The 17646-nt window shown below is 72.2% G+C and carries 16 protein-coding genes; 6 read left to right on the top strand and 10 right to left on the bottom strand.

Going from position 1 to position 17646, the window contains the following annotated elements; translation table 11 throughout:
- Positions 1-10: 10 nt before the first annotated feature.
- From ACWGJY_RS23505 to ACWGJY_RS23490, 4 genes are all read right to left on the bottom strand, one after another.
- Positions 11-739, bottom strand: coding sequence for a lasso peptide biosynthesis B2 protein (locus ACWGJY_RS23505; RefSeq protein ID WP_453262798.1), 729 nt, complete (start codon positions 737-739; stop codon positions 11-13).
- Complete coding sequence (locus tag ACWGJY_RS23500; protein ID WP_453262797.1) at positions 732-2552, bottom strand: albusnodin/ikarugamycin family macrolactam cyclase; 1821 nt, start codon at positions 2550-2552, stop codon at positions 732-734. Before ACWGJY_RS23500 ends, ACWGJY_RS23505 begins: the two co-directional genes overlap by 8 nt.
- A 67-nt stretch (positions 2553-2619) precedes the next feature.
- A complete protein-coding gene (locus ACWGJY_RS23495; RefSeq protein WP_453262796.1) occupies positions 2620-2751 on the bottom strand; it encodes an albusnodin family lasso peptide in 132 nt (43 codons plus the stop codon).
- On the bottom strand, positions 2736-3371 hold the full coding sequence (locus ACWGJY_RS23490; RefSeq protein ID WP_453262795.1) for an ATP-binding protein: 636 nt from the start codon (positions 3369-3371) through the stop codon (positions 2736-2738). Before ACWGJY_RS23490 ends, ACWGJY_RS23495 begins: the two co-directional genes overlap by 16 nt.
- A 511-nt stretch (positions 3372-3882) precedes the next feature.
- Here ACWGJY_RS23490 and ACWGJY_RS23485 point away from each other — a divergent pair.
- Entirely contained in the window at positions 3883-4860 is a 978-nt protein-coding gene (locus ACWGJY_RS23485; protein WP_453262794.1) for a transcriptional regulator, read from the top strand.
- A gap of 274 nt (positions 4861-5134) precedes the next feature.
- On the opposite strand, the gene ACWGJY_RS23480 is transcribed toward ACWGJY_RS23485, so the two are convergent.
- Together ACWGJY_RS23480 and ACWGJY_RS23475 are read right to left on the bottom strand one after the other, a co-directional pair.
- Positions 5135-5458: a nuclear transport factor 2 family protein gene (locus ACWGJY_RS23480; protein ID WP_453262793.1), complete on the bottom strand. Its 324-nt coding sequence runs from the start codon at positions 5456-5458 to the stop codon at positions 5135-5137.
- The gene (locus ACWGJY_RS23475; protein WP_453262792.1) at positions 5455-6489 is read right to left on the bottom strand and encodes a DUF3533 domain-containing protein; all 1035 of its coding nucleotides are present in this window, start codon (positions 6487-6489) and stop codon (positions 5455-5457) included. The genes ACWGJY_RS23480 and ACWGJY_RS23475 overlap by 4 nt, the downstream gene beginning before the upstream one ends.
- A gap of 235 nt (positions 6490-6724) precedes the next feature.
- Here ACWGJY_RS23475 and ACWGJY_RS23470 point away from each other — a divergent pair, with 235 nt between their 5' ends.
- Positions 6725-10405, top strand: coding sequence for a DNA polymerase III subunit alpha (locus ACWGJY_RS23470; RefSeq protein WP_453262791.1), 3681 nt, complete (start codon positions 6725-6727; stop codon positions 10403-10405).
- Positions 10402-11514 carry a DNA polymerase Y family protein gene (locus ACWGJY_RS23465; protein WP_453262790.1) on the top strand — a complete coding sequence of 371 codons (1113 nt, stop codon included), beginning with the start codon at positions 10402-10404 and terminating at the stop codon, positions 11512-11514. The genes ACWGJY_RS23470 and ACWGJY_RS23465 overlap by 4 nt, the downstream gene beginning before the upstream one ends.
- Before the next feature lie 138 nt (positions 11515-11652).
- Here the strand turns inward: ACWGJY_RS23465 and ACWGJY_RS23460 are convergent, their stop codons facing one another.
- Complete coding sequence (locus ACWGJY_RS23460) at positions 11653-12069, bottom strand: winged helix-turn-helix transcriptional regulator (protein ID WP_453262789.1); 417 nt, start codon at positions 12067-12069, stop codon at positions 11653-11655.
- 108 nt (positions 12070-12177) lie between these two features.
- On the opposite strand from ACWGJY_RS23460, the gene ACWGJY_RS23455 reads away from it, so the two are divergent.
- Positions 12178-13062 (top strand): alpha/beta fold hydrolase, encoded by an 885-nt coding sequence (locus ACWGJY_RS23455; RefSeq protein ID WP_453262788.1) that lies wholly within the window; start codon positions 12178-12180, stop codon positions 13060-13062.
- Positions 13063-13146: 84 nt separating this feature from the next.
- On the opposite strand, the gene ACWGJY_RS23450 is transcribed toward ACWGJY_RS23455, so the two are convergent.
- The gene (locus ACWGJY_RS23450; RefSeq protein ID WP_453262787.1) at positions 13147-13806 is read right to left on the bottom strand and encodes a pyridoxamine 5'-phosphate oxidase family protein; all 660 of its coding nucleotides are present in this window, start codon (positions 13804-13806) and stop codon (positions 13147-13149) included.
- Between the two features lie 300 nt (positions 13807-14106).
- On the opposite strand from ACWGJY_RS23450, the gene ACWGJY_RS23445 reads away from it, so the two are divergent.
- Positions 14107-14958, top strand: coding sequence for an esterase/lipase family protein (locus ACWGJY_RS23445; RefSeq protein WP_453262786.1), 852 nt, complete (start codon positions 14107-14109; stop codon positions 14956-14958).
- A gap of 74 nt (positions 14959-15032) precedes the next feature.
- Here the strand turns inward: ACWGJY_RS23445 and ACWGJY_RS23440 are convergent, their stop codons facing one another.
- Positions 15033-15620 (bottom strand): TetR/AcrR family transcriptional regulator, encoded by a 588-nt coding sequence (locus ACWGJY_RS23440; protein ID WP_453262785.1) that lies wholly within the window; start codon positions 15618-15620, stop codon positions 15033-15035.
- A gap of 140 nt (positions 15621-15760) precedes the next feature.
- The gene (locus ACWGJY_RS23435) at positions 15761-17062 is read right to left on the bottom strand and encodes an APC family permease (protein WP_453262784.1); all 1302 of its coding nucleotides are present in this window, start codon (positions 17060-17062) and stop codon (positions 15761-15763) included.
- Positions 17063-17142: 80 nt separating this feature from the next.
- Here ACWGJY_RS23435 and ACWGJY_RS23430 point away from each other — a divergent pair, with 80 nt between their 5' ends.
- A complete protein-coding gene (locus tag ACWGJY_RS23430; protein ID WP_453262783.1) occupies positions 17143-17610 on the top strand; it encodes an Lrp/AsnC family transcriptional regulator in 468 nt (155 codons plus the stop codon).
- Positions 17611-17646 lie beyond the last annotated feature (36 nt).

Genomic DNA, 17646 nt, shown 5'->3' with positions numbered 1-17646 from the left:
CAGGATCGGGTCAGAGCTGGTGTTGATGGCGGGCTCCAATGGTGAGGGCGGGGGTGTAGGCGAGCGTCGAGGGCGGCTCGGCGGCTGGGACTCCGTCGTCAGTCTGCACCCAGGCGTGTAGCCGGATGGGGTCTGGAGCGACACCGTGGCACCACGTGGCGGACAGGCGTCTTGAGGCGAGCAGGAGTACGGCTGCGGCGGACTCCTCCAGGCAAGCGGTTCTCGCTGGTGAGTACCAGCCGACGCGGCGGACGGCGAGGACGGCGGCTTCTGCCTGGTCGTGGGTGGCGGGGTGGCGGCAGGTTGATGTCACGCGTCTCAGCGCGGTCGTGATGCGGTGCATGGTGGCGCTTCTGCCGCCGAGCCGTTTGACGGCGAGGATCGCGGCCAGAGCGCCGACAGCTGCTGTGGTGGTGCCGGTGGGGGCAGGACGGCTCGTTCCGGCAGGGTGTTCTGCGCTGCCCCAGCTCGCGGTGGCGGCCTTCGCGGGCAGGGGGGCTGGCCAGGGCGTGGGGGTGGTGGTCGGGGTCAGGAATCCGGCGGCGAGAAGCCGGGTGGAGAGGCCGGCCGGGGTGCGGTCCAGGCGGCCTATGGCGGCTGCTTCACGCCAGAATGTCGCCGCGGCGGGCAGCAGGCATTGGACATGGCCATTGCGGTAGTCGACGAGGACGGCGACGTGCCCAAAATCGAGGGCTCGGACATGGGCTGGGGCCATGGCGAAGCGGGGCGGGTCAGCCATATGTGCTCCGGGCGTGCTCGGTCGTCCATGCAGGTGCGGGGTCGCGGTGATGGGCGATGAGCCAGGCTTCGGTGGACAGGGCTTGTTCGAGGGTGGCCATCGGCATGGGAATGCCGGCGGCGGCCCTGCACAGGGCTCGGCCCATCGTGGTGGGGTTGATCAGGCCGAGGTCGGCCAGGTGGCCGTCGGTGAGGGCGCGGAGGCCGGGCAGGTTGGCGCGCAGGCCGGCGTAGTGGTCGGCGTCGAAGCTGCCTTTGGTGGTGCGGGTTGCTACGGCGGGTGGGAGCAGCCCGGCCATGGCCTGGCTCAGCTGTGGCTTGTAGGCGTGGAGCGGTGGGCGCTGGTCGAGTGGCGTTCTCAGCACGGTGTCCATCACCGTGGCGTCGAGGAACGGGTTGTGCAGGTTGATACCGCAGGAGGCGGCCAGCTCCCCGTCGGCTGCTGCCGTGCGGGCGACTTCGCGGATCTCGTCCACCAGGACTCGTACGGAGCCGTCCAAGCCGGGCAGCATGTCAGTCGCAGCGGCGGCTTCGTGGGCCGCTTGGACCAGGAGGCGGCGGGCTGTCGGTTCGGCCCAGGCGGGGAACGGCAGAAGAGGGAACCAGCGGACGGACCCGTGATCGTTTCGGCCGGGCGTGCCGACGGTACGGGCGAGATTGGTGAGAGCTCGGTGGCGGCTGGTCCTGGCGGCCTTCGTGGCATCGGACAGGAACGGAAGGACCTTGCCGTGGCGTAGCCGGGCCCAGCCGAACGCCTCACTGGCTGCTCGCTTCCAATGGCGGTGGCGTATCAGGTCGGCGAGGTGAAGGGGCGGCTGGAACAGGACGCTGTCGCCGCCGTCGCCGGTCAAGTGCGTGTGACTCCCGAGTTCCGATCGCATCCAGCGGAGCTGACCGGACAGACGGGCCTGCGTCAGGGTGGAGGGCGCTGGTTCATCGGTCGCTGTCACCGCGGTGATGCGGGTATACGGCAGATGTTCCGCTGCCATCGGCAGCAGGTGATGAATGATGCGGCCCTCATACGCATCGGCCGTCAGACGCGCGTAATGCAGATCCGCACCGGACGTGTCGCCCTCAGGATGGACGGTGACCGCGTTGAGACGGCCGGAGGGCGACAGCGCGTGCGCTGCCAGACCTGCGACGGAAGTCGAGTCCAGCCCTCCGGACAGGTCGCACGACAGAGCAGGATCAGCTGCCACGCGTAGCGCGACGGTGTCCGTCAGCGCACTTCGCAGACGCTGCGCGGGCGGTCCGGCAGAGCCGGCATCGGGCCGCCACAAGGTCGTACATCTGGGGCTGCTGCCGTTGGCGGGCAGTTCGATTCGGCTGCCGGGCGGCAGCTGCTCCACACCCGTGAAAGAGGTCCGTGGGCCGGCCAACGTGGGCACCGACGGCAGAAATATCGAGCACGCCAGCCGCTGGGTGTCTACGCGGGCATCGATGAGCGATGCCAGCGTCCGAGCGGAGGTGCACCACGCCCACTCACCTTGGTAGGCGGTGAGGTAGACGGGGTGGGTGGAGGCGGGGTCGGTGTAGACGGTCACGCCGTCTTCGGCTTCTTCCACGACGGTGTAGGGGCCGGGCCATCGCCACGCGACATCGTCGGGCAGTTTGCTGCCGGCCAGGTACTGCATTTCGAAGCTGGTGGCACCGCAGAGCCCCAGAATGAGGACACGCCGTCGATCGCTGTCGTTCGTTACCGAGCGGGCAGGGCCGCTGCCCAGATTCCACGTTGCTGACCCTGCTGCGACAGGCTTCGCTTCGGCCGGCCGGGGGTGGGGTCTGCGCGGGGTGCTGAAGCCTCCGAAGATCACCGATTCCTCCAGGGGTCGGTATATGGGTGCGGTGCGGCCCCAGTTGGGGCCGTACTACGCTCGACGGTCAGTTGTAGGCGCGGCGCTTGTCCTCGCTGTTGCCGCCGCCCTGGCCTTCGGTCAGCTCGGCCGCTTCGCCGATCTCGATGGGCACCAGGTCGTTCTCTCCGGGCTGGGCCGTATTCAGCTTGTCGGGCATGGAGACTCTCCTTCTCTGTGTGAAATGCGCGGAGTGTGTTGCTGTCCGGCCCTCTCGACGGGGTGGGGAGTCGAGGGCGGCCGGGGGGGGGAGTGGCGCCCCGGACAGCCGCGATGCCCTGTCAGGGCCGTTGCCAGGGGCCCGCGGGGCACGGTCAGGCGGCGGGCGACGGCTCGGGCGGCGCGACCGGGACGAAGCAGGAGCTCGCGGCGCGTGAGCTGCTGTCTGGGCAGGGCAATCTCTGCCCAGACGCACTTGCCGCACGTGGTTCGCTCGGCTCTGTGGCAGAGGGAAAGGCGGTCGATGAGCGCCATACCGCGCCCGGCCTCGTCCTCGGGGGCCGCGCATCGCGGCACGGGCAGGATGCGTGAACCGTCGTAGACCTCGACCAGGACCCGCCGCCGGCTGAGGTTGGCGCGTACCCCGACGGTGAGCATCGCGCCCGTGCCGTGCCGCACCGCGTTGGTGACCAGTTCCGAGACGACGGTGGTCAGTGCCGTGTCGGAGGCTTCGTTCAGGCGCATCCCCCATTTCTCAGCCACATCGCGGAGACGGCGACGGCTGAGCGGCACCGAGGTCGGGTCGCGGACCAGAAAGAAGCTTTGGCTGTACACGTGCATGGCGAGGGCCCTTCGACGGACTTCGAACTGAGGCTTAAGGCGAAGGAGGCCGGGAGACGGGGGATTGAACCTCCTCTGGCCTGCTGCTTGGCTGAGACTCAGTCAACTCGCCTGTGGCAGACCGGTCCGGTGCCAGCGAGGGGTGCAATTTCGCGCAGGGGGCCATATTGGGGGGCCAGGAATGGGCTCGGAACTGTCAGACGCTTGGGGGATGGGCATGATGGCACCAGACGGCATCGGCGCCATGCTGAGAGGGATCCGGGAATCGGCCGGGCTCACGCGCGATGAGCAGGCTCTGGCATTACAAGAAGCCCAGGGCGGACGGTGGTTCGACCCGGAGAACCTGAAGCGCTGGGAGACCGAGCGCCGTCTGCCGACACCGGTATGGCACGAACTGCTGGCAGAGGTCTACGGATGCTCCGTGGAGGAGACTGTCCGTGCGGTGGCGGCGAGCAGGCGATGCCGCAGGGCACAGCGCCGATCCGGTGTCGAGGGAGAGGAGGGTACGGCGGTGAAACGACGACAGTTTCTCGGTGTGGCGGCGGGAGCGACAGGAGCAGTCGCCGTGTCGGGGTTCGCGGAGGCGCGGCAAGGCATCAACGCCGGCCTCGCAGATTCCGACTCCGGTGATCTCGACTACCTGGCAGGCGCGTTCGAGCGGCATCGAGGCGGCTACCGTGGCCGTCCGCCCGGCGCCGTCCTCGCCCAGATGAGAAACGATCTCGACCTCCTCAGGGACGTGCTCAGCCGCCCCCTCCGGGCTTCTGCCCGTGCCGATCTCGCCCGCACCACAGCGGGGATCACCGGCCTGGTGGCGATCATCCAGCACGACCGCGGTGACCAGCGCGACTCGATCGGTTGGTCCGCCACCGCCGAACAGGCCGCGCGGGAGTCCGGCGATCGCCACATGCTGGCCTGGAGCCTGGCACGGCACGCAATGGTCCCGCTCAACTACGGCGCTCCGCACGCTGCTGCGGATCTCGCCATCCGCGCCCGTGCCGAAGCCGGCCGGACACCGACAGCTTCAGCCGCACTGGCCGCTGCCGTGACCGCCCGAGCCCTCGCTTCCACCGGAGACCACCAAGGCGCACTGCGCGCGGTCGCTGACGCCCGGTCCATCGCCGAGCGCCTGGACACCGAGCAGGCTGCCGACACCTGGTTCGGATACCCCCTCCAGAAACACCACGTCCACCTATCCCAAGCATTCACCTTGATGGGACGGACCTGCGAAGCGCACGCAGAACAAGAAGCAGCGCTCGCCCTCACCCGATCGCCGTCCGTCATGACCCGCGCCCTGCTGACCATGGACGCCGCGACATGCCTCAAGGCTGACGGAGACCCCTCCGCAGCGGCGGACATGGCCGTCGACGTCTGGCAGCGACTTCCCCAGGCATACCGGGACGGCCTGATCCGCACCCGCGCCGACGCCCTGCACCAGTCGCTCGAAGGCGCTGCCCGCAGCAGGCTTGGGGAGGCCCTGGCCGGATGACTGGCCCCGTGCCGCGCCGGGAATTGCGGTCAGCACGGCGGCCAAATCAGGGCCACCGTCGCTGTGGTGAGCAGCAAGCCGTGGAGGTGGCCGCCACCACGTAGTGGCCCTATGTCTCAGGCGCAGACCGTCTGCTCAGCGTCGCCGTGGTCGCGGAGAGCGCCGCTCCTGAAGCGAGGCGCCGCGCCCTTCCCGTACCGGGGTCCCTACGTCCTGCCGGATGTCGGGGCCCCTACGTCCGGCAGGACCTCACGCCTGTACGTCCGGCAGGACCTCACGCCTGCCCCGTTTCGAACCGGCTCACCTTTCCGTCCTCCACCGTGAAGTGCCAGCGCGTCCGCATCTCGCCCCAGGTGTCATTGCGGTAGTCCGCCACGAGGGAGAGTCCCTGGTGCGACTCGGACTGCACATCGATGTGCCCGCGCGTGGCGAAGATCTCCCGTTCGCACCACTCGCGCAGATCCCGCTCGGACCCGTCGTCGGACATGGTGGCGTCAGGGGTGAGGGCGGCGAAGAACGCCTGTTCGTCATGGCCGTTGAGGGCCGTGACCAGGGCGCGTACCGCGGGGTCGGACAGCCGGTTGGCGGAGAGGGTCATGTGGGGTTCTCGCCCTTCTTGCGGAAGATCGACAGTGCCAGGGTGAGCAGGGTGCCGCCCACCGCCCAGGCGGACAGCACCAGGAGCGGGCCGGTGACCGCGTTGCCGCGGAAGTAGGCGAGGGAGCGTGCGGTCCAGGTCCCCGCCCCCGGGGGGAGGGCGGGGCCGATGGCGCGCCAGAACGGGGGCAGCATCGGGTAGGGGTAGGCGCCGCCCGCGCTCGGGTTGCCGAGGATGACGATCAGCAGGATCGCCAGGCCGATGCCGATGACGCCCAGCAGGGCCTGGCAGGCCAGGGTGGTGGCGCCCACCGCGAACACGACCAGGGCGCCCAGTCCCCACAGCCCGAAGAATGTGCCGGGCAGGGCGCTGAGGACGGGACCGACGATGATCGCGCCGGCCAGTCCGGCGGCGATCGCGTACAGGGCGAGCGCGGCCAGCCGGATGACCGCCCGGTGCCTGTTGGAGGGGCGCGCCCCGGCGCTGATCGCGAGGATCGCGGCGCACAGATAGCCGCCGACGCACCAGCCGACGACCAGGTAGAAGGACGACAGACTGCGGCTGTCGCCCGGGTCCGCCGGGGCCACGTCCACCGTGCGTACGGTGCGGTGCGCGGCCTTCTCCGCCGCGCGGACGACCAGTTCGACCGCCTGGGCGAGGGAGGCGCCGCCGCCACTGGCCACCAGCAGCCGGTCGGTGCGGCCGCGCGGGTCGACGATCAGTGCGCCATCGATCGTCCGGTTCCCGATCTGCTGTCGCGCGGCCCGCTCGGAGGGCAGCGCGCGCGGGTCCAGGGGGGAGCCGGGCAGCCGGTCCAGTGTGCTCACCAGCCGTCCGCCGGCCTTTGGCGGGGCGACGACGCCGAACGGCACATCGGCCGGCCTGGGGTGGTGGAAGGCGCCGGTGTACGACGTGATGAACGCGATCATCAGCCCCAGCACGCCGAGCACCAGCAGCGAGGCATGGGGCGTCACCGCGCTCTTCACCTCCCTGAGGAAGGTGGTGCGGGTGCCGTCGTCCGTCGTGGCCATGCGTCGCTCCTCGCCGCACTTCCGGCTGCCGGTCCGATGTTTTCGGTGCTTTTGCTCCGCTATCTTCCGGTCGGTGAGGGGGGTGTGCAGATCGGGTGGGGCTGATCGGCGGAGGGGCGGGAGGTGCACCCCCGGAACAGGTCTTCGTACGAATGTTCGATGAGCGGGTTATGGTGGAGGGAGGAACGAGGGATACAGGGTCAGCCGGGGGGCGGATGAAGCGCAGGAGGTGCGGATGCCCGGGTTCACGCATCTGCACACCGCATCGGGGTTCTCCCTGCGCTACGGTGCCTCCCCTCCGGAGCGGCTCGCCGAGCGCGCCGCCGAGCGTGGGATGGATGCCCTCGCGCTGACCGACCGGGACGGGCTCTCCGGGGCCGTACGCTTCGCCAAGGCCGCCGCCGGGGCCGGTATCCGCCCGCTGTTCGGCGCCGAACTCGCCGTGGCGGAGCGCGCGCCGGGGCCCGTGGCCGGCGCGGCCACCACGCGGCGGCGTACCCCGGTGCGCGGCGGGGCCTTCCTTGACGAGTCCGCCGCCCGCGCCGTCTTCCTGGCCCGCGACGGAGCGGCCGGCTGGGCCGCCCTGTGCCGGCTGGTCTCGGCCGCCCACGCGGGCCGGACCGGGCAGCCCGTTCTCCCGTGGAGTTCCCTGGAATCCGCCGCGGACGGCCTGACCGTGCTGCTCGGACCGGACTCCGAGGTCGGCCGGGCGCTGGCCGCCGGCCGCCCGGACCGCGCCGCCAGGCTCCTCGCCCCCTGGCGTGAGCTGTACGGCGAGGCGCTGCGCCTGGAGGTCGTCGACCACGGGCGGCCCGGCAGCGGCCCCGGCTCCCCGCGGCTGGCTGCCCGCACCCTCGGCTTCGCCGTCGGCCAGGGCGTCCGCGCCGTCCTGGCCAACGCGGTCCGCTATGCCGACCCCGGCCAGGGCCCGGTCGCCGATGTCCTGGACTCCGCCCGCCGTCTGGTGCCGGTGGACCGGCGCCGGCCCGAGGCCTGGGACAGCGGTGAGCGCTGGCTCAAGGATGCCGCCACGATGAGCCGCACCGCCGAGCGGATCGCCGAGGCGGCCGGATTCCGGCGCGGCCTGGCCCACCGGCTGCTCGCCATGACCGAGGAGACCGCCGGGGAGTGCCTGGTCGACCCGCAGGACGACATCGGGCTCGGCCGGGTCCACTTCCCCGAGCCGCAGCTGGTCGGCGCGGGCCACCGCACCGCCGCCCGGGTGCTGCGCTCGCGCTGTGCCGCCGGGATGGTGCTGCGCGGCTACGACCGCGACCGCGAGCGCTGGGCCCGGCTGCACGACGAGCTGCGGACGATCGAACGGCTCGGCTACCCCTCGTACTTCCTGACGGTCGCTCAAGTCGTGGATGACGTGCGGGAGAGGGGCATCCGGGTCGCGGCCCGCGGGTCCGGCGCCGGGTCCCTGGTCAACCATCTCCTGGGCATCGCGCACGCCGACCCGGTCGAGCACGGGCTGCTGATGGAGCGCTTCTTGTCCGAGCGGCGGACGGCGCTGCCGGACATCGATATCGATGTCGAGTCCGCCCGCCGGCTGGAGGTCTACCGCGCGATCTTCGACCGCTTCGGGGCGGAGCGGGTCGCCACGGTCTCGATGCCCGAGACCTACCGCGTACGGCACGCCGTACGCGACGTGGGTGCCGCCCTGGGCATGGACCCGGCGCAGGTGGACCGGCTGGCCAAGGCCTTCCCGCACATCCGGGCCCGCGATGCGCGCGCGGCGCTGGCCGAGCTGCCGGAGCTGCGCGGGGTGCGGGAGGCCGGCGACGAGCGGCTGTGGCAGCTGGTCGAGGCGCTGGACGCGCTGCCGCGGGGGATCGCCATGCACCCGTGCGGGGTGCTGCTCTCCGACGCCACGCTGCTGGACCGTACGCCTGTCGTGCCCACCAGCAGCGAGGTCCCCCATGGCATCGAGGGCACGGGAGGCGCCCCCCTGCCCATGTCCCAGTTCGACAAGGAGGACGTGGAGGACCTGGGGCTGCTCAAACTCGATGTGCTGGGCGTACGGATGCAGTCCGCGATGGCGCATGCGGTCGCCGAGATCGGCCGGGCCACCGGGCGCCGGATCGACCTCGACGACCCGGCGCAGGTACCGCCCGGCGACCGGGCGACCTACGACCTGATCCGCTCGACCGAGACGCTCGGCTGCTTCCAGATCGAGTCGCCGGGCCAGCGCGACCTGGTCGGCAGGCTGCAGCCCGCCACCTTCCACGATCTGGTCGTCGATATCTCCCTCTTCCGGCCGGGGCCGGTCGCCGCCGATATGGTGCGGCCCTTCATCGAGGCCCGGCACGGCCGCAAGCCGGTCCGCTATCCGCACCCCGACCTGGAGGAACCGCTGCGCGAGACCTACGGGGTGGTGGTGTTCCACGAGCAGGTCATCGAACTGCTGCGGATCATGACGGGCTGTGCCCGGGACGAGGCGGACGAGAAGCGGCGCGCGCTGTCGCATCCGGAGCTGCAGGGCAGGGTCCGTGCCTGGTTCGCCCGGCACGCCGAGCGCCGCGGCTATCCGCCCGAAGTGATCGCGCGCACCTGGGAGATCGTCGAGGCCTTCGGCTCGTACGGCTTCTGCAAGGCGCATGCGGTGGCCTTCGCGGTGCCCACCTATCAGTCCGCCTGGCTCAAGGCGCACCACCCCGCGGCCTTCTACGCCGGGCTGCTCACCCACGACCCCGGGATGTACCCGAAGCGGCTGCTGCTCGCGGATGCGCGGCGGCGCGGGGTGCCGGTGCTGCCGCTGGATGTGAACCGGTCGGCGGTCGCTCATCGGATCGAACTGGTGTCCGGTTCCGGTGAGGGCGGACCCCGCTCCGGTGCGGTCTGGGGACTGCGGCTCGCGCTCTGCGATGTGCACGGCATGAGCGAGGCCGAGGCGCAGCGGATCGCGGCCGGGCAGCCCTACCGCTCGCTCCAGGACCTGTGGCAGCGGGCCAGGCCGAGCCGCCCGGTGGCCGAACGCCTCGCCCGGGTGGGCGCGTTGGACGCCTTCGGCGCGAACCGGCGGGATCTGCTGCTGTACCTCGCCGAACTGCACCACCACGGGCGGCGGACCTCCGGTGGTCAGCTGACGCTGCCGGCCGGGGCCCTCGACAGCGCGGGCCCGGAGCGGGGGGAGCGGACGGCGCCGGTCGACCTGGTCGAGCCGGCGGGGCTGCCCGACCTCGGCGACATCGAACGGCTCAGCGCCGAGCTGGGCGTCCTCGGCATGGACGCCTCCCGCCATCTGATGGCCGACCACCGGGAGTTCCTCGCGGAGCTGGGCGCGCTGCCCGCCCGGCTGCTGCGCAGTGCCGGGCACGGCGAGACGGTGTTGGTCGCCGGCGCCAAGGCGGCCACCCAGACGCCGCCGATCCGCTCCGGCCGCCGGGTCATCTTCACCACCCTGGACGACAGTACGGGACTGGTCGACTGCGTCTTCTTCGACGCTCCCCCGGGCCCTGGCGGCCCGGGAGGTACCCCCAGTCCCCTTGCGGCGTGTGCGCACACGATTTTCCACTCCTGGCTGCTGCTGGTGCGCGGTACGGTCCAGCGGCGCGGCCCGCGCAGCTTCAGCGTGGTCGGCGCCGCCGCCTGGAACCTCGCCGAGCTGTCCGCACTCCGCCGCGAAGGCGGGCTGGCGGCGGTCGCCGCCCGGCTCGCGACGGAACCGGACACCCCGGACGAGGGGGCGGGCGACGGGCCGGCGGAGAAGGGCGACGGGCCGGCCCGGACGGGCAAGGGGCCGGGGGAGGGGGCCTCGGCGGACCGGGAATCCGGGCCGGCCGCCGCCCCGGGCCGTACCATCCGGCTGGAGACCGGCTATGAGCTGCACCCGTGGGCCGACCTCCAGCCCCCGGGCGAACGCGCGGCCACCGGCCGCAAGTTGTGGCACTCCAGCCCGGGGAGCGCGGGATGACCCCCGGCACAAGCACCGGCTCCACCGGAGCGGCTGCCGCCGGGCCCCCCGCCGCGCGCCGGCCGGGCATGCTCCACATACGGTTCGCGGCCGCCGACGGCACCTCCGTGAGCGCCGGGGGATTCGAGCAACTGCTGCGGCTGCTGGCGCAGTTCACGCCGGTGATCGAGGCGCTGCCGCCGGACGCCGCGCTGGCGGATGTGCGCGGTGCGCTGCGCTACTTCGACCGGGACGCGGCGGGCATCGCCGAGCTGGTGCGGCTGCGCGCGCTGGCCTGGCACGGCGTACGGTGCACGATCGGGATCGGCACCAACCCGCTGCTCGCCCGGATGGCCGCCCAGGGCGCGGCGCCCGGGGAGATCCGGGGCGTCCCCGGCGACGCCGGAGCCGTCGCCGCGTTCCTCGACCGCCGCCCGGCCTCGGCGCTGCACGGCGTCGGCCCGGCGACCGCGCGCGCCCTGTGTGCGTACGGGCTCGACAGCGTCGGCCGGATCGCCGCCGCGCCGCCCGCGACCCTGCAACGTATCCTCGGCGCGAAGGCCGGCCGTGTCGTGTACGAGCGGGCCCGCGGCATCGACCCGACGCCGGTGACACCCAACGCCGCGGCCCGCTCGATGGGCGCGGAACACCGCTTCGTGTACGACGAGTTGGACCCGGACCGGCGCCGCCGGGCGCTGCTCTCGCTCGCCGACGGCCTCGGTGTCCGGATGCGGGCGAGCGGGCAGGTGGCCCGTGCGCTCACCCTCACCGTCCGCTACGCCGACCGCTCCACCACCACCCGCACCCGGCGACTGGACGAGCCGACCGCACACGGGCCCGCGCTGACCGGGGCGGCCTACGCGCTGCATGCCGCGCTCGGACTGCAGCGGGCGCGGGTGCGGTCCGTGGCGCTGCGCGCGGAGGACCTGTGCCGCGCCGAACTCGCCGCCCGCCAGCTGACCTTCGACCCGTCCGACGACAGGGCCCACCGCATCGAGGCAGCCGTCGACCGGGCCAGGGCGCGCTTCGGCGCCGGGAGCGTACGGCCCGCGGCGGCTCTCGGCCACCTTGGCCGGACATCCCCGCCCCCGGGTGCCAAGCCGCTCGGCCCCGGGGCTGCCCGGTCGTAGCGGCCTGCCGTGGCGCCCGGCTGCCCCCGGCTGTGGCGCCCGGTCGCGACGTCCGGCCGTAGCGCGCCCGGCCGTGACCTCCAGGACCGTGTCCGGCCGCGCCGGTTGGCACCACGCCCGTTACCGGTGTTACCGGTGTTACCGGCCGGCGGCCGGGGGGTCGTGCCCGTCGTCGCGCGCGTCGAAGCGGCTGCGGGCGGCCTCGATCTCGTCGAGGTACCGGCGGGTCCACGCGCACATGCCGTTGACCGTGCCGCGCAGCGCCTCGCCCGCTTCGGTCAGGCGGTACTCGACGCGCGGCGGCACGGTGGCGTGCACCGTCCGGTGTACGACGCCGTCACGTTCGAGGCCGCGCAGGGTCTGGGTGAGCATCTTGTGGCTGATGCCGTCCACCGCGTTCCTCAACTCGGTGAAGCGCAGCGTCCGTTCGCCCAGGACATTGATGATCAGCAGCGCCCATTTGTTGGCCACGCCCGCGAAGATCTCGCGGGCCAGCGAGTCGGCGCGCGTCACGTCCGCGTCGTCGGGATGGCGCCTGACCTGGTCGGTCACCACGAGGTGCCCCTCTCGCTGAAAAGTGCGTTCTTCCTGCCCGGAGCCTACTTCCCTACGGTGAGTGAGTAACTGGAAGTGACCAAATCGAGCAGGGCAAGGACGACGCAGATGCACATGCACGACCATCTCGGAGATCCGCTGGCCTCGGCGCGCCGGTCCGTGAACGGCACCGGGCTCCATTACCGCAGGGGAGGCCGGGGCGAGCCCGTGGTGCTGCTCCACGGTGCACCGAAGACCAGCTACCACTGGCGGGACGTCGTCCCGCATCTGACGCCCCATTACACCGTGATCACGCCCGACCTGCGTGGACTGGGCGATTCCGCTCCGGCTGCCACAGGCTTCGACACGGCGACGCTCGCCGACGACATCGCCGAGCTGATGAGCGCGCTCGGCTTTGACTCCTACCGCGTCGTCGGCGAGGACTGGGGCGCCGCTGTCGCCTATCAGCTGGCGGCCCGCCACCCCGGTCGGGTGCGGCAGCTGGTCTACCAGGAGGCCTATCTGGCGGGCTTCGGCTGGGAGGAGCTGACCCACCTCGGCGCGGAGCGCGTGGCCGCCGGGGAGTGGGTCTACCACATCGGCTTCTTCTTCCAGCCGGACGTCCCGGAGATGCTCATCACGGGGCGCGAGCGGCAGTTCATCGACCACTGGATGTCCCAGGAGGCCCACCACGTCGACGCGCTCTCCTCCGACTTCCTCGACGAATACGTCCGGTGCTACACGCTGCCCGGCCGCCTGCGGGCGATGCTGTCCGTCTACCGCGCCACTCTTGAGGACGCCGAGCTCAACCGCGCCGCCGCCCGCACCCCGTTGCCGATGCCCGTCCTCGCGGTCGGCGGGAGGTACGCCATGGGCGGCGACCCGGCCCGGCAGATGCGTGAGGTCGCCACCGATGTGCGCGAGGTCGTGCTCGACGCGGGGCACCACCCCGCCCAGGAGACGCCGCGCGAGACGGCCGAGGCGTACCTGGGGTTCTTCGCCGGCGACCGTTGACGGGTACCGCCTCCGGCCGTTGACGGGCACCGTCCCCGGCCGTTGACGGTTATCGCCCCGCCCCCCGGACAGGTCCCGGGCGCCTCAGCCGTAGAGCTTCTCCGCATACCCCGGGCCGTAGTGCCGCTCCAGATGCTCCAGCGGCACGTGCTCGGCCTCGACGCCCTTGACGATCCGGGCCCGCGAAGGCAGCGCGTCCGGCTGCCAGGTCTCCGGATTCCACAGCTCCGAGCGCAGGAATGCCTTGGAGCAGTGGTAGAAGACCTCCTCGACCTCCACCAGCAGCGCCAGTCGCGGGCGGTTGCCCTTCACGGTCAGCTCGTCGAAGAAGGGGGCATCGCGCAGCAGCCGGGCGCGGCCGTTGATCCGCAGGGTGTCACCGCGACCGGGGAGGAAGTAGTTCAGCCCGACATGCGGATTGCCGAGGATGTTCACCATGCCGTCCAGACGCTTGTTGCCGGGGCGGTCCGGGATCACCAGGGTGGTGTCGTCCAGGACATGGGTGAAACCCGCGGGGTCGCCCTTGGGGGAGACATCGCACCGGCCCTGCGCATCCGCGGTGGCCATCACACAGAACGGCGAGCGGGCCAGCCACCGGCGGTCCAGGTCGTGCAGCCGGTGGCGGGTCTTGTTCGCCGCATGGGAGTTGGGCTCCCCGATCAGCTCGCGCAGCTCCGCCTCCGACGCGACCTCCACGATGCCGGCCGGATCCGCCGCTCCTGCCGCCGTCCCTGCCGTCTCCACCGGTTTCCCCTTCTGCCGTGCCCCTGGTCAAGGCGCTCTCGACTGTACGGGACGGCTCCGGCATCCGCGCCGGCGGAACACCGGGAACCGGACGCAAGCACACAACCGGCGCTTGGCGCCCCGGACGTCCGGTGAGGGTCATGTGGGGTTTCCTTCACCGTCACACCACTGGTACACCGTGCTTACCCGGCCGTAACTTACTTGCCAGTCAACTGCGTTGGCCCTTGCGATCCGGATCGCAGGTGAATTGAACGGCTCACCGAGCACTTCGGAGTCCCCTCACCCCGCAAGGAGCATCGTATGAAGCTGCGCTGGTCAAGAACGCTCACCCTCCTCCCTGCCCTCGCCCTGGTCCTCGGTGTCACCACCGCCGTGCCCGCCGCTGCCGCCCCCACCGTCCGCAGCGGCTGGAACGACTACTCCTGCAAGCCCTCCGCCGACCACCCGCGGCCGGTGGTCCTGGTGCACGGGACCCTGGGCAACGCGGTCGACAACTGGCTGGGCCTCGCGCCCTACTTGGTGGCCCGCGGCTACTGCGTCTTCTCCCTGGACTACGGGCAGCTGCCCGGCGTCCCGTTCTTCCATGGGCTGGGGCCGATCGACGCCTCCGCCGAGCAGCTCGCCGGCTATGTCGACCGGGTGCTGGCCGCCACCGGCGCGGCCAAGGCCGATCTCGTCGGCCACTCGCAGGGCGGCATGATGCCGCGGGTGTACCTGAAGTTCCACGGTGGCGCGGGCAAGGTGAACGCGCTGGTCGGGCTGGCTCCCGACAACCACGGCACCGACCTGGACGGTCTGACCCGCCTGCTGCCCTACTTCCCCGGAGCCAAGCAGTACCTCGACCGGCTGACGCCGGGCCTGTCCGACCAGATCGCCGGCTCGGACCTCCTCAACCGCCTCAACGAGGGCGGCGACACCGTCCCCGGGGTGCACTACACGGTGCTCGCGACCCAGTACGACGAGGTCGCCACCCCCTACCGGACCCAGTTCCTCAACGGCCCCGATGTGCGCAACATCGTGCTCCAGGACCTGTGCCCCACCGACTACTCCGAGCATGTGGCCATCGGGCTCGCCGACCGCATCGCCTTCCACGAGACGGCCAACGCCCTCGACCCGGCCCACGCCACCCCGACCACCTGCGCGTCGGGCTGACCGGGGGAGCCGGTCCGGCCCCTCGCCCGTGCGGGGGCCGGACCGCACTCCGTACGGGGGGCAGACCGCTTCCGTCAGTCGCCGGCCAGCAGGGCGTCGGTGCACCGCTCCGCCAGGTCCTCGGCGTGCGCGGGCAGGGGGGATCCGCCGCGCAGATGGCGGCGTACCAGCGCCAGCGGGAGATCGATGACGGCGAGCGTCACCCGGTCCAGGCCCGGCCTGCCGTGCATCCCCAGCGCCCCCGCGAGCGCCGCCACGGCCGCCCGTACCTGCATGTTCCCTTCCTCGGCGCGGAGCAGATGCGCGTCGGACCAGCCGTCCCGCCCGAAGTCATGGGCCCCGTACAGGAGCAGCGAGGCCTCCGCCGGGTGTGTGCGGCTCCACGCCACGATGTGCCGGGCGGCCGCCCGGCCCCCGGCGCGCGGGTCGTCCGACGATTCCAGGGCCTCGAAGTAGCCCTCCTGGAAGTCCTCGACGGTACGCAGCCACACCTCGGCCAGCAGCGCCGAGCGGCCGGCGAAGCGGTGGTAGAGCGAGCCGCTGGGCGCGCCGACGGCCGCCGCGACCGCGGACATGGTGACGCCCGTGGGGCCGCACTCGGCTGCCAGCCGTACGGCGGCGTCGAGGAGCTGCGACGTATCGAACCGGGGTGGCCTGGCCATGTTCTAGAGGATACTCTCCACTATATTGGAGAGGTGCCTCTGGAACGGGATGCCGGACCAGGTACGGGAGGGGGCGCACGGGCGGGCGCGGTGTGCCCGGCCTGCCCGTTGGAGCCGCTGCGTCCGGCTGCTGCGCCGGCTCAGCGGCCGACCGGGTCCCGGCGGACCACCCGGCGCAGCGTCAGCGAGCAGAAGGCCGCGCACGCCAGGCCCGCGGGGATCAGCAGCAGCCGTCCGGAGAAGGCCAGCACGGCCGTCGTCAGCAGCGTGCTCGCGCACACGCCGTACCACAGGGGAGTGCGGCGCGGCAGCAGCACCAGTGCGGCGGCCAGGCCCGCGAGGGTCACCGCCGCCAGACAGGTGGCGGTGGCCCTCATCAGGAGATCCAGACCGGCGCCGCCGAAGCCGGCCGCCGCGCCCACGAGGACGGCCGCCGCGCCCAGCACCGCCAGCGACCGCCGCGGCACCTCGCCCGGCCCGCCGCCCTTGGCCAGCAGACGCGGCGCCGCCCCGTCCCGGCCGAGCGCCGCACCGAGCCGGGACGCCCCGGCCAGATAGGAGTTGACCGCGCCGTAGGTGAGAAAGAGCGCCGCCGCGGCGGCCACGGGACGGGCCGCGCCGCCCACGCTCCGCGCGAGCAGCTCGGTCAGCGGGGTGTCGGTGGCCGCCGCGGCGGGCCCCAGCACACCGATCGTGACCACCGCGAGCCCCAGGTAGAGCACGGTGATGACGGCGAGCGTACGGCGCGTCACCCGCGGCAGATCCCGGCCGGGATCGGCGAACTCGCCCGACAGATGGCTGGCCGCCTCCCAGCCCGCGAACGCGAAGAACAGCACCGAGGCCGCCGACCCGACCGAGGACCAGCCGCCGGGCAGGAACGGGGTGAAATGGCGGGCGGACACCTGCGGGGCGGCGGTCAGCACCGTGCACAGCAGCACCGCCGCCAGCAGCCCCCCGAACAGCAGCTGCACCCGGCCGGACAGCCGCAGCCCCACCGCGTTGGAGGCCAGCGACCCCGCCACCACCACACCGGCCACGGCCGCCGCGCCCGTGCCGCCCCAACCGGCCGCACCGGCCACGTACTTCCCGCCGATCCAGGCCGCCGAGACCACACCGATCGGCACCGCCCCGTAGAACCACCACCCCACCACGGCGGCCGCCCGCGGCCCGATCGCCCGGTGCACATAGGTGGCCACGCCCCCGCCGTCGGGGAACCGCGCACCGAGCGCCGCGAAGGCGGTGGCCACCGGTACGCACAGGGCCAGCAGCACCACCCAGGCCACGATCGAGGCGGGGCCGGCCGCGGCAGCGGCCAGGGACGGCAGGGTCAGGATGCCGGGGCCGAGCACCGCGCCGGCGCACAGCGCGGTACCGCTGCCGATGCCCAGCCGCCGTACATCCGGATGTCCGGAAGCGGGAAGGGATGTTTCTTGTACGGTCACATTCGCAGAAGGTAACCGAGCAAATGGTCAACTGGGGCTCCGGCCGAATAAAATTCGGCAGGTGCGCCATCATGGGCCCCATGGACGACATTGATTCGGCGATTGTCCGCGAACTGCAGCGCGATGCACGGCAGACCAATCGCGAGCTGGCCCGCAGGCTCGACATCGCGCCCTCCACCTGTCTGGAGCGGGTCCGCGCGCTGCGCGCCCGCGGTGTGCTGACCGGCTTCCGGGCCACGGTCGATCTGCGCGCCCTCAACCGCCCCGTACAGGCGCTGCTGACGATCCGGATCCGTCCCATGAACCGCGAGGTCATCGAGCGGTTCAAGGCGTTCTTGACCTCACTGCCGGAGGTGCTCAACGTCTATGTCGTCGCGGGCGGTGACGACTTCCTCGTCCATGTCGCCGTCCCGGACGTCGACCGGCTGCATGCGCTCCTCATGGACCAGGTCTTCAAGCGCCGCGAGGTCGTCGACTGCCGCAGCTCGGTCATCTATCAGCACGTCGCCAACGACATCATCGAGCCGCTGCCGCCGAACGGCCCGTAACGGGGCGGCGCCGCCCCCGGGAGGAAGGCCGGGGGC

This window comes from Streptomyces sp. NPDC054765 (genome assembly GCF_053612065.1).
The sequence above is the reverse complement of the archived record's forward strand: the minus strand, read 5'-3'. Positions and strand labels throughout refer to the sequence as shown.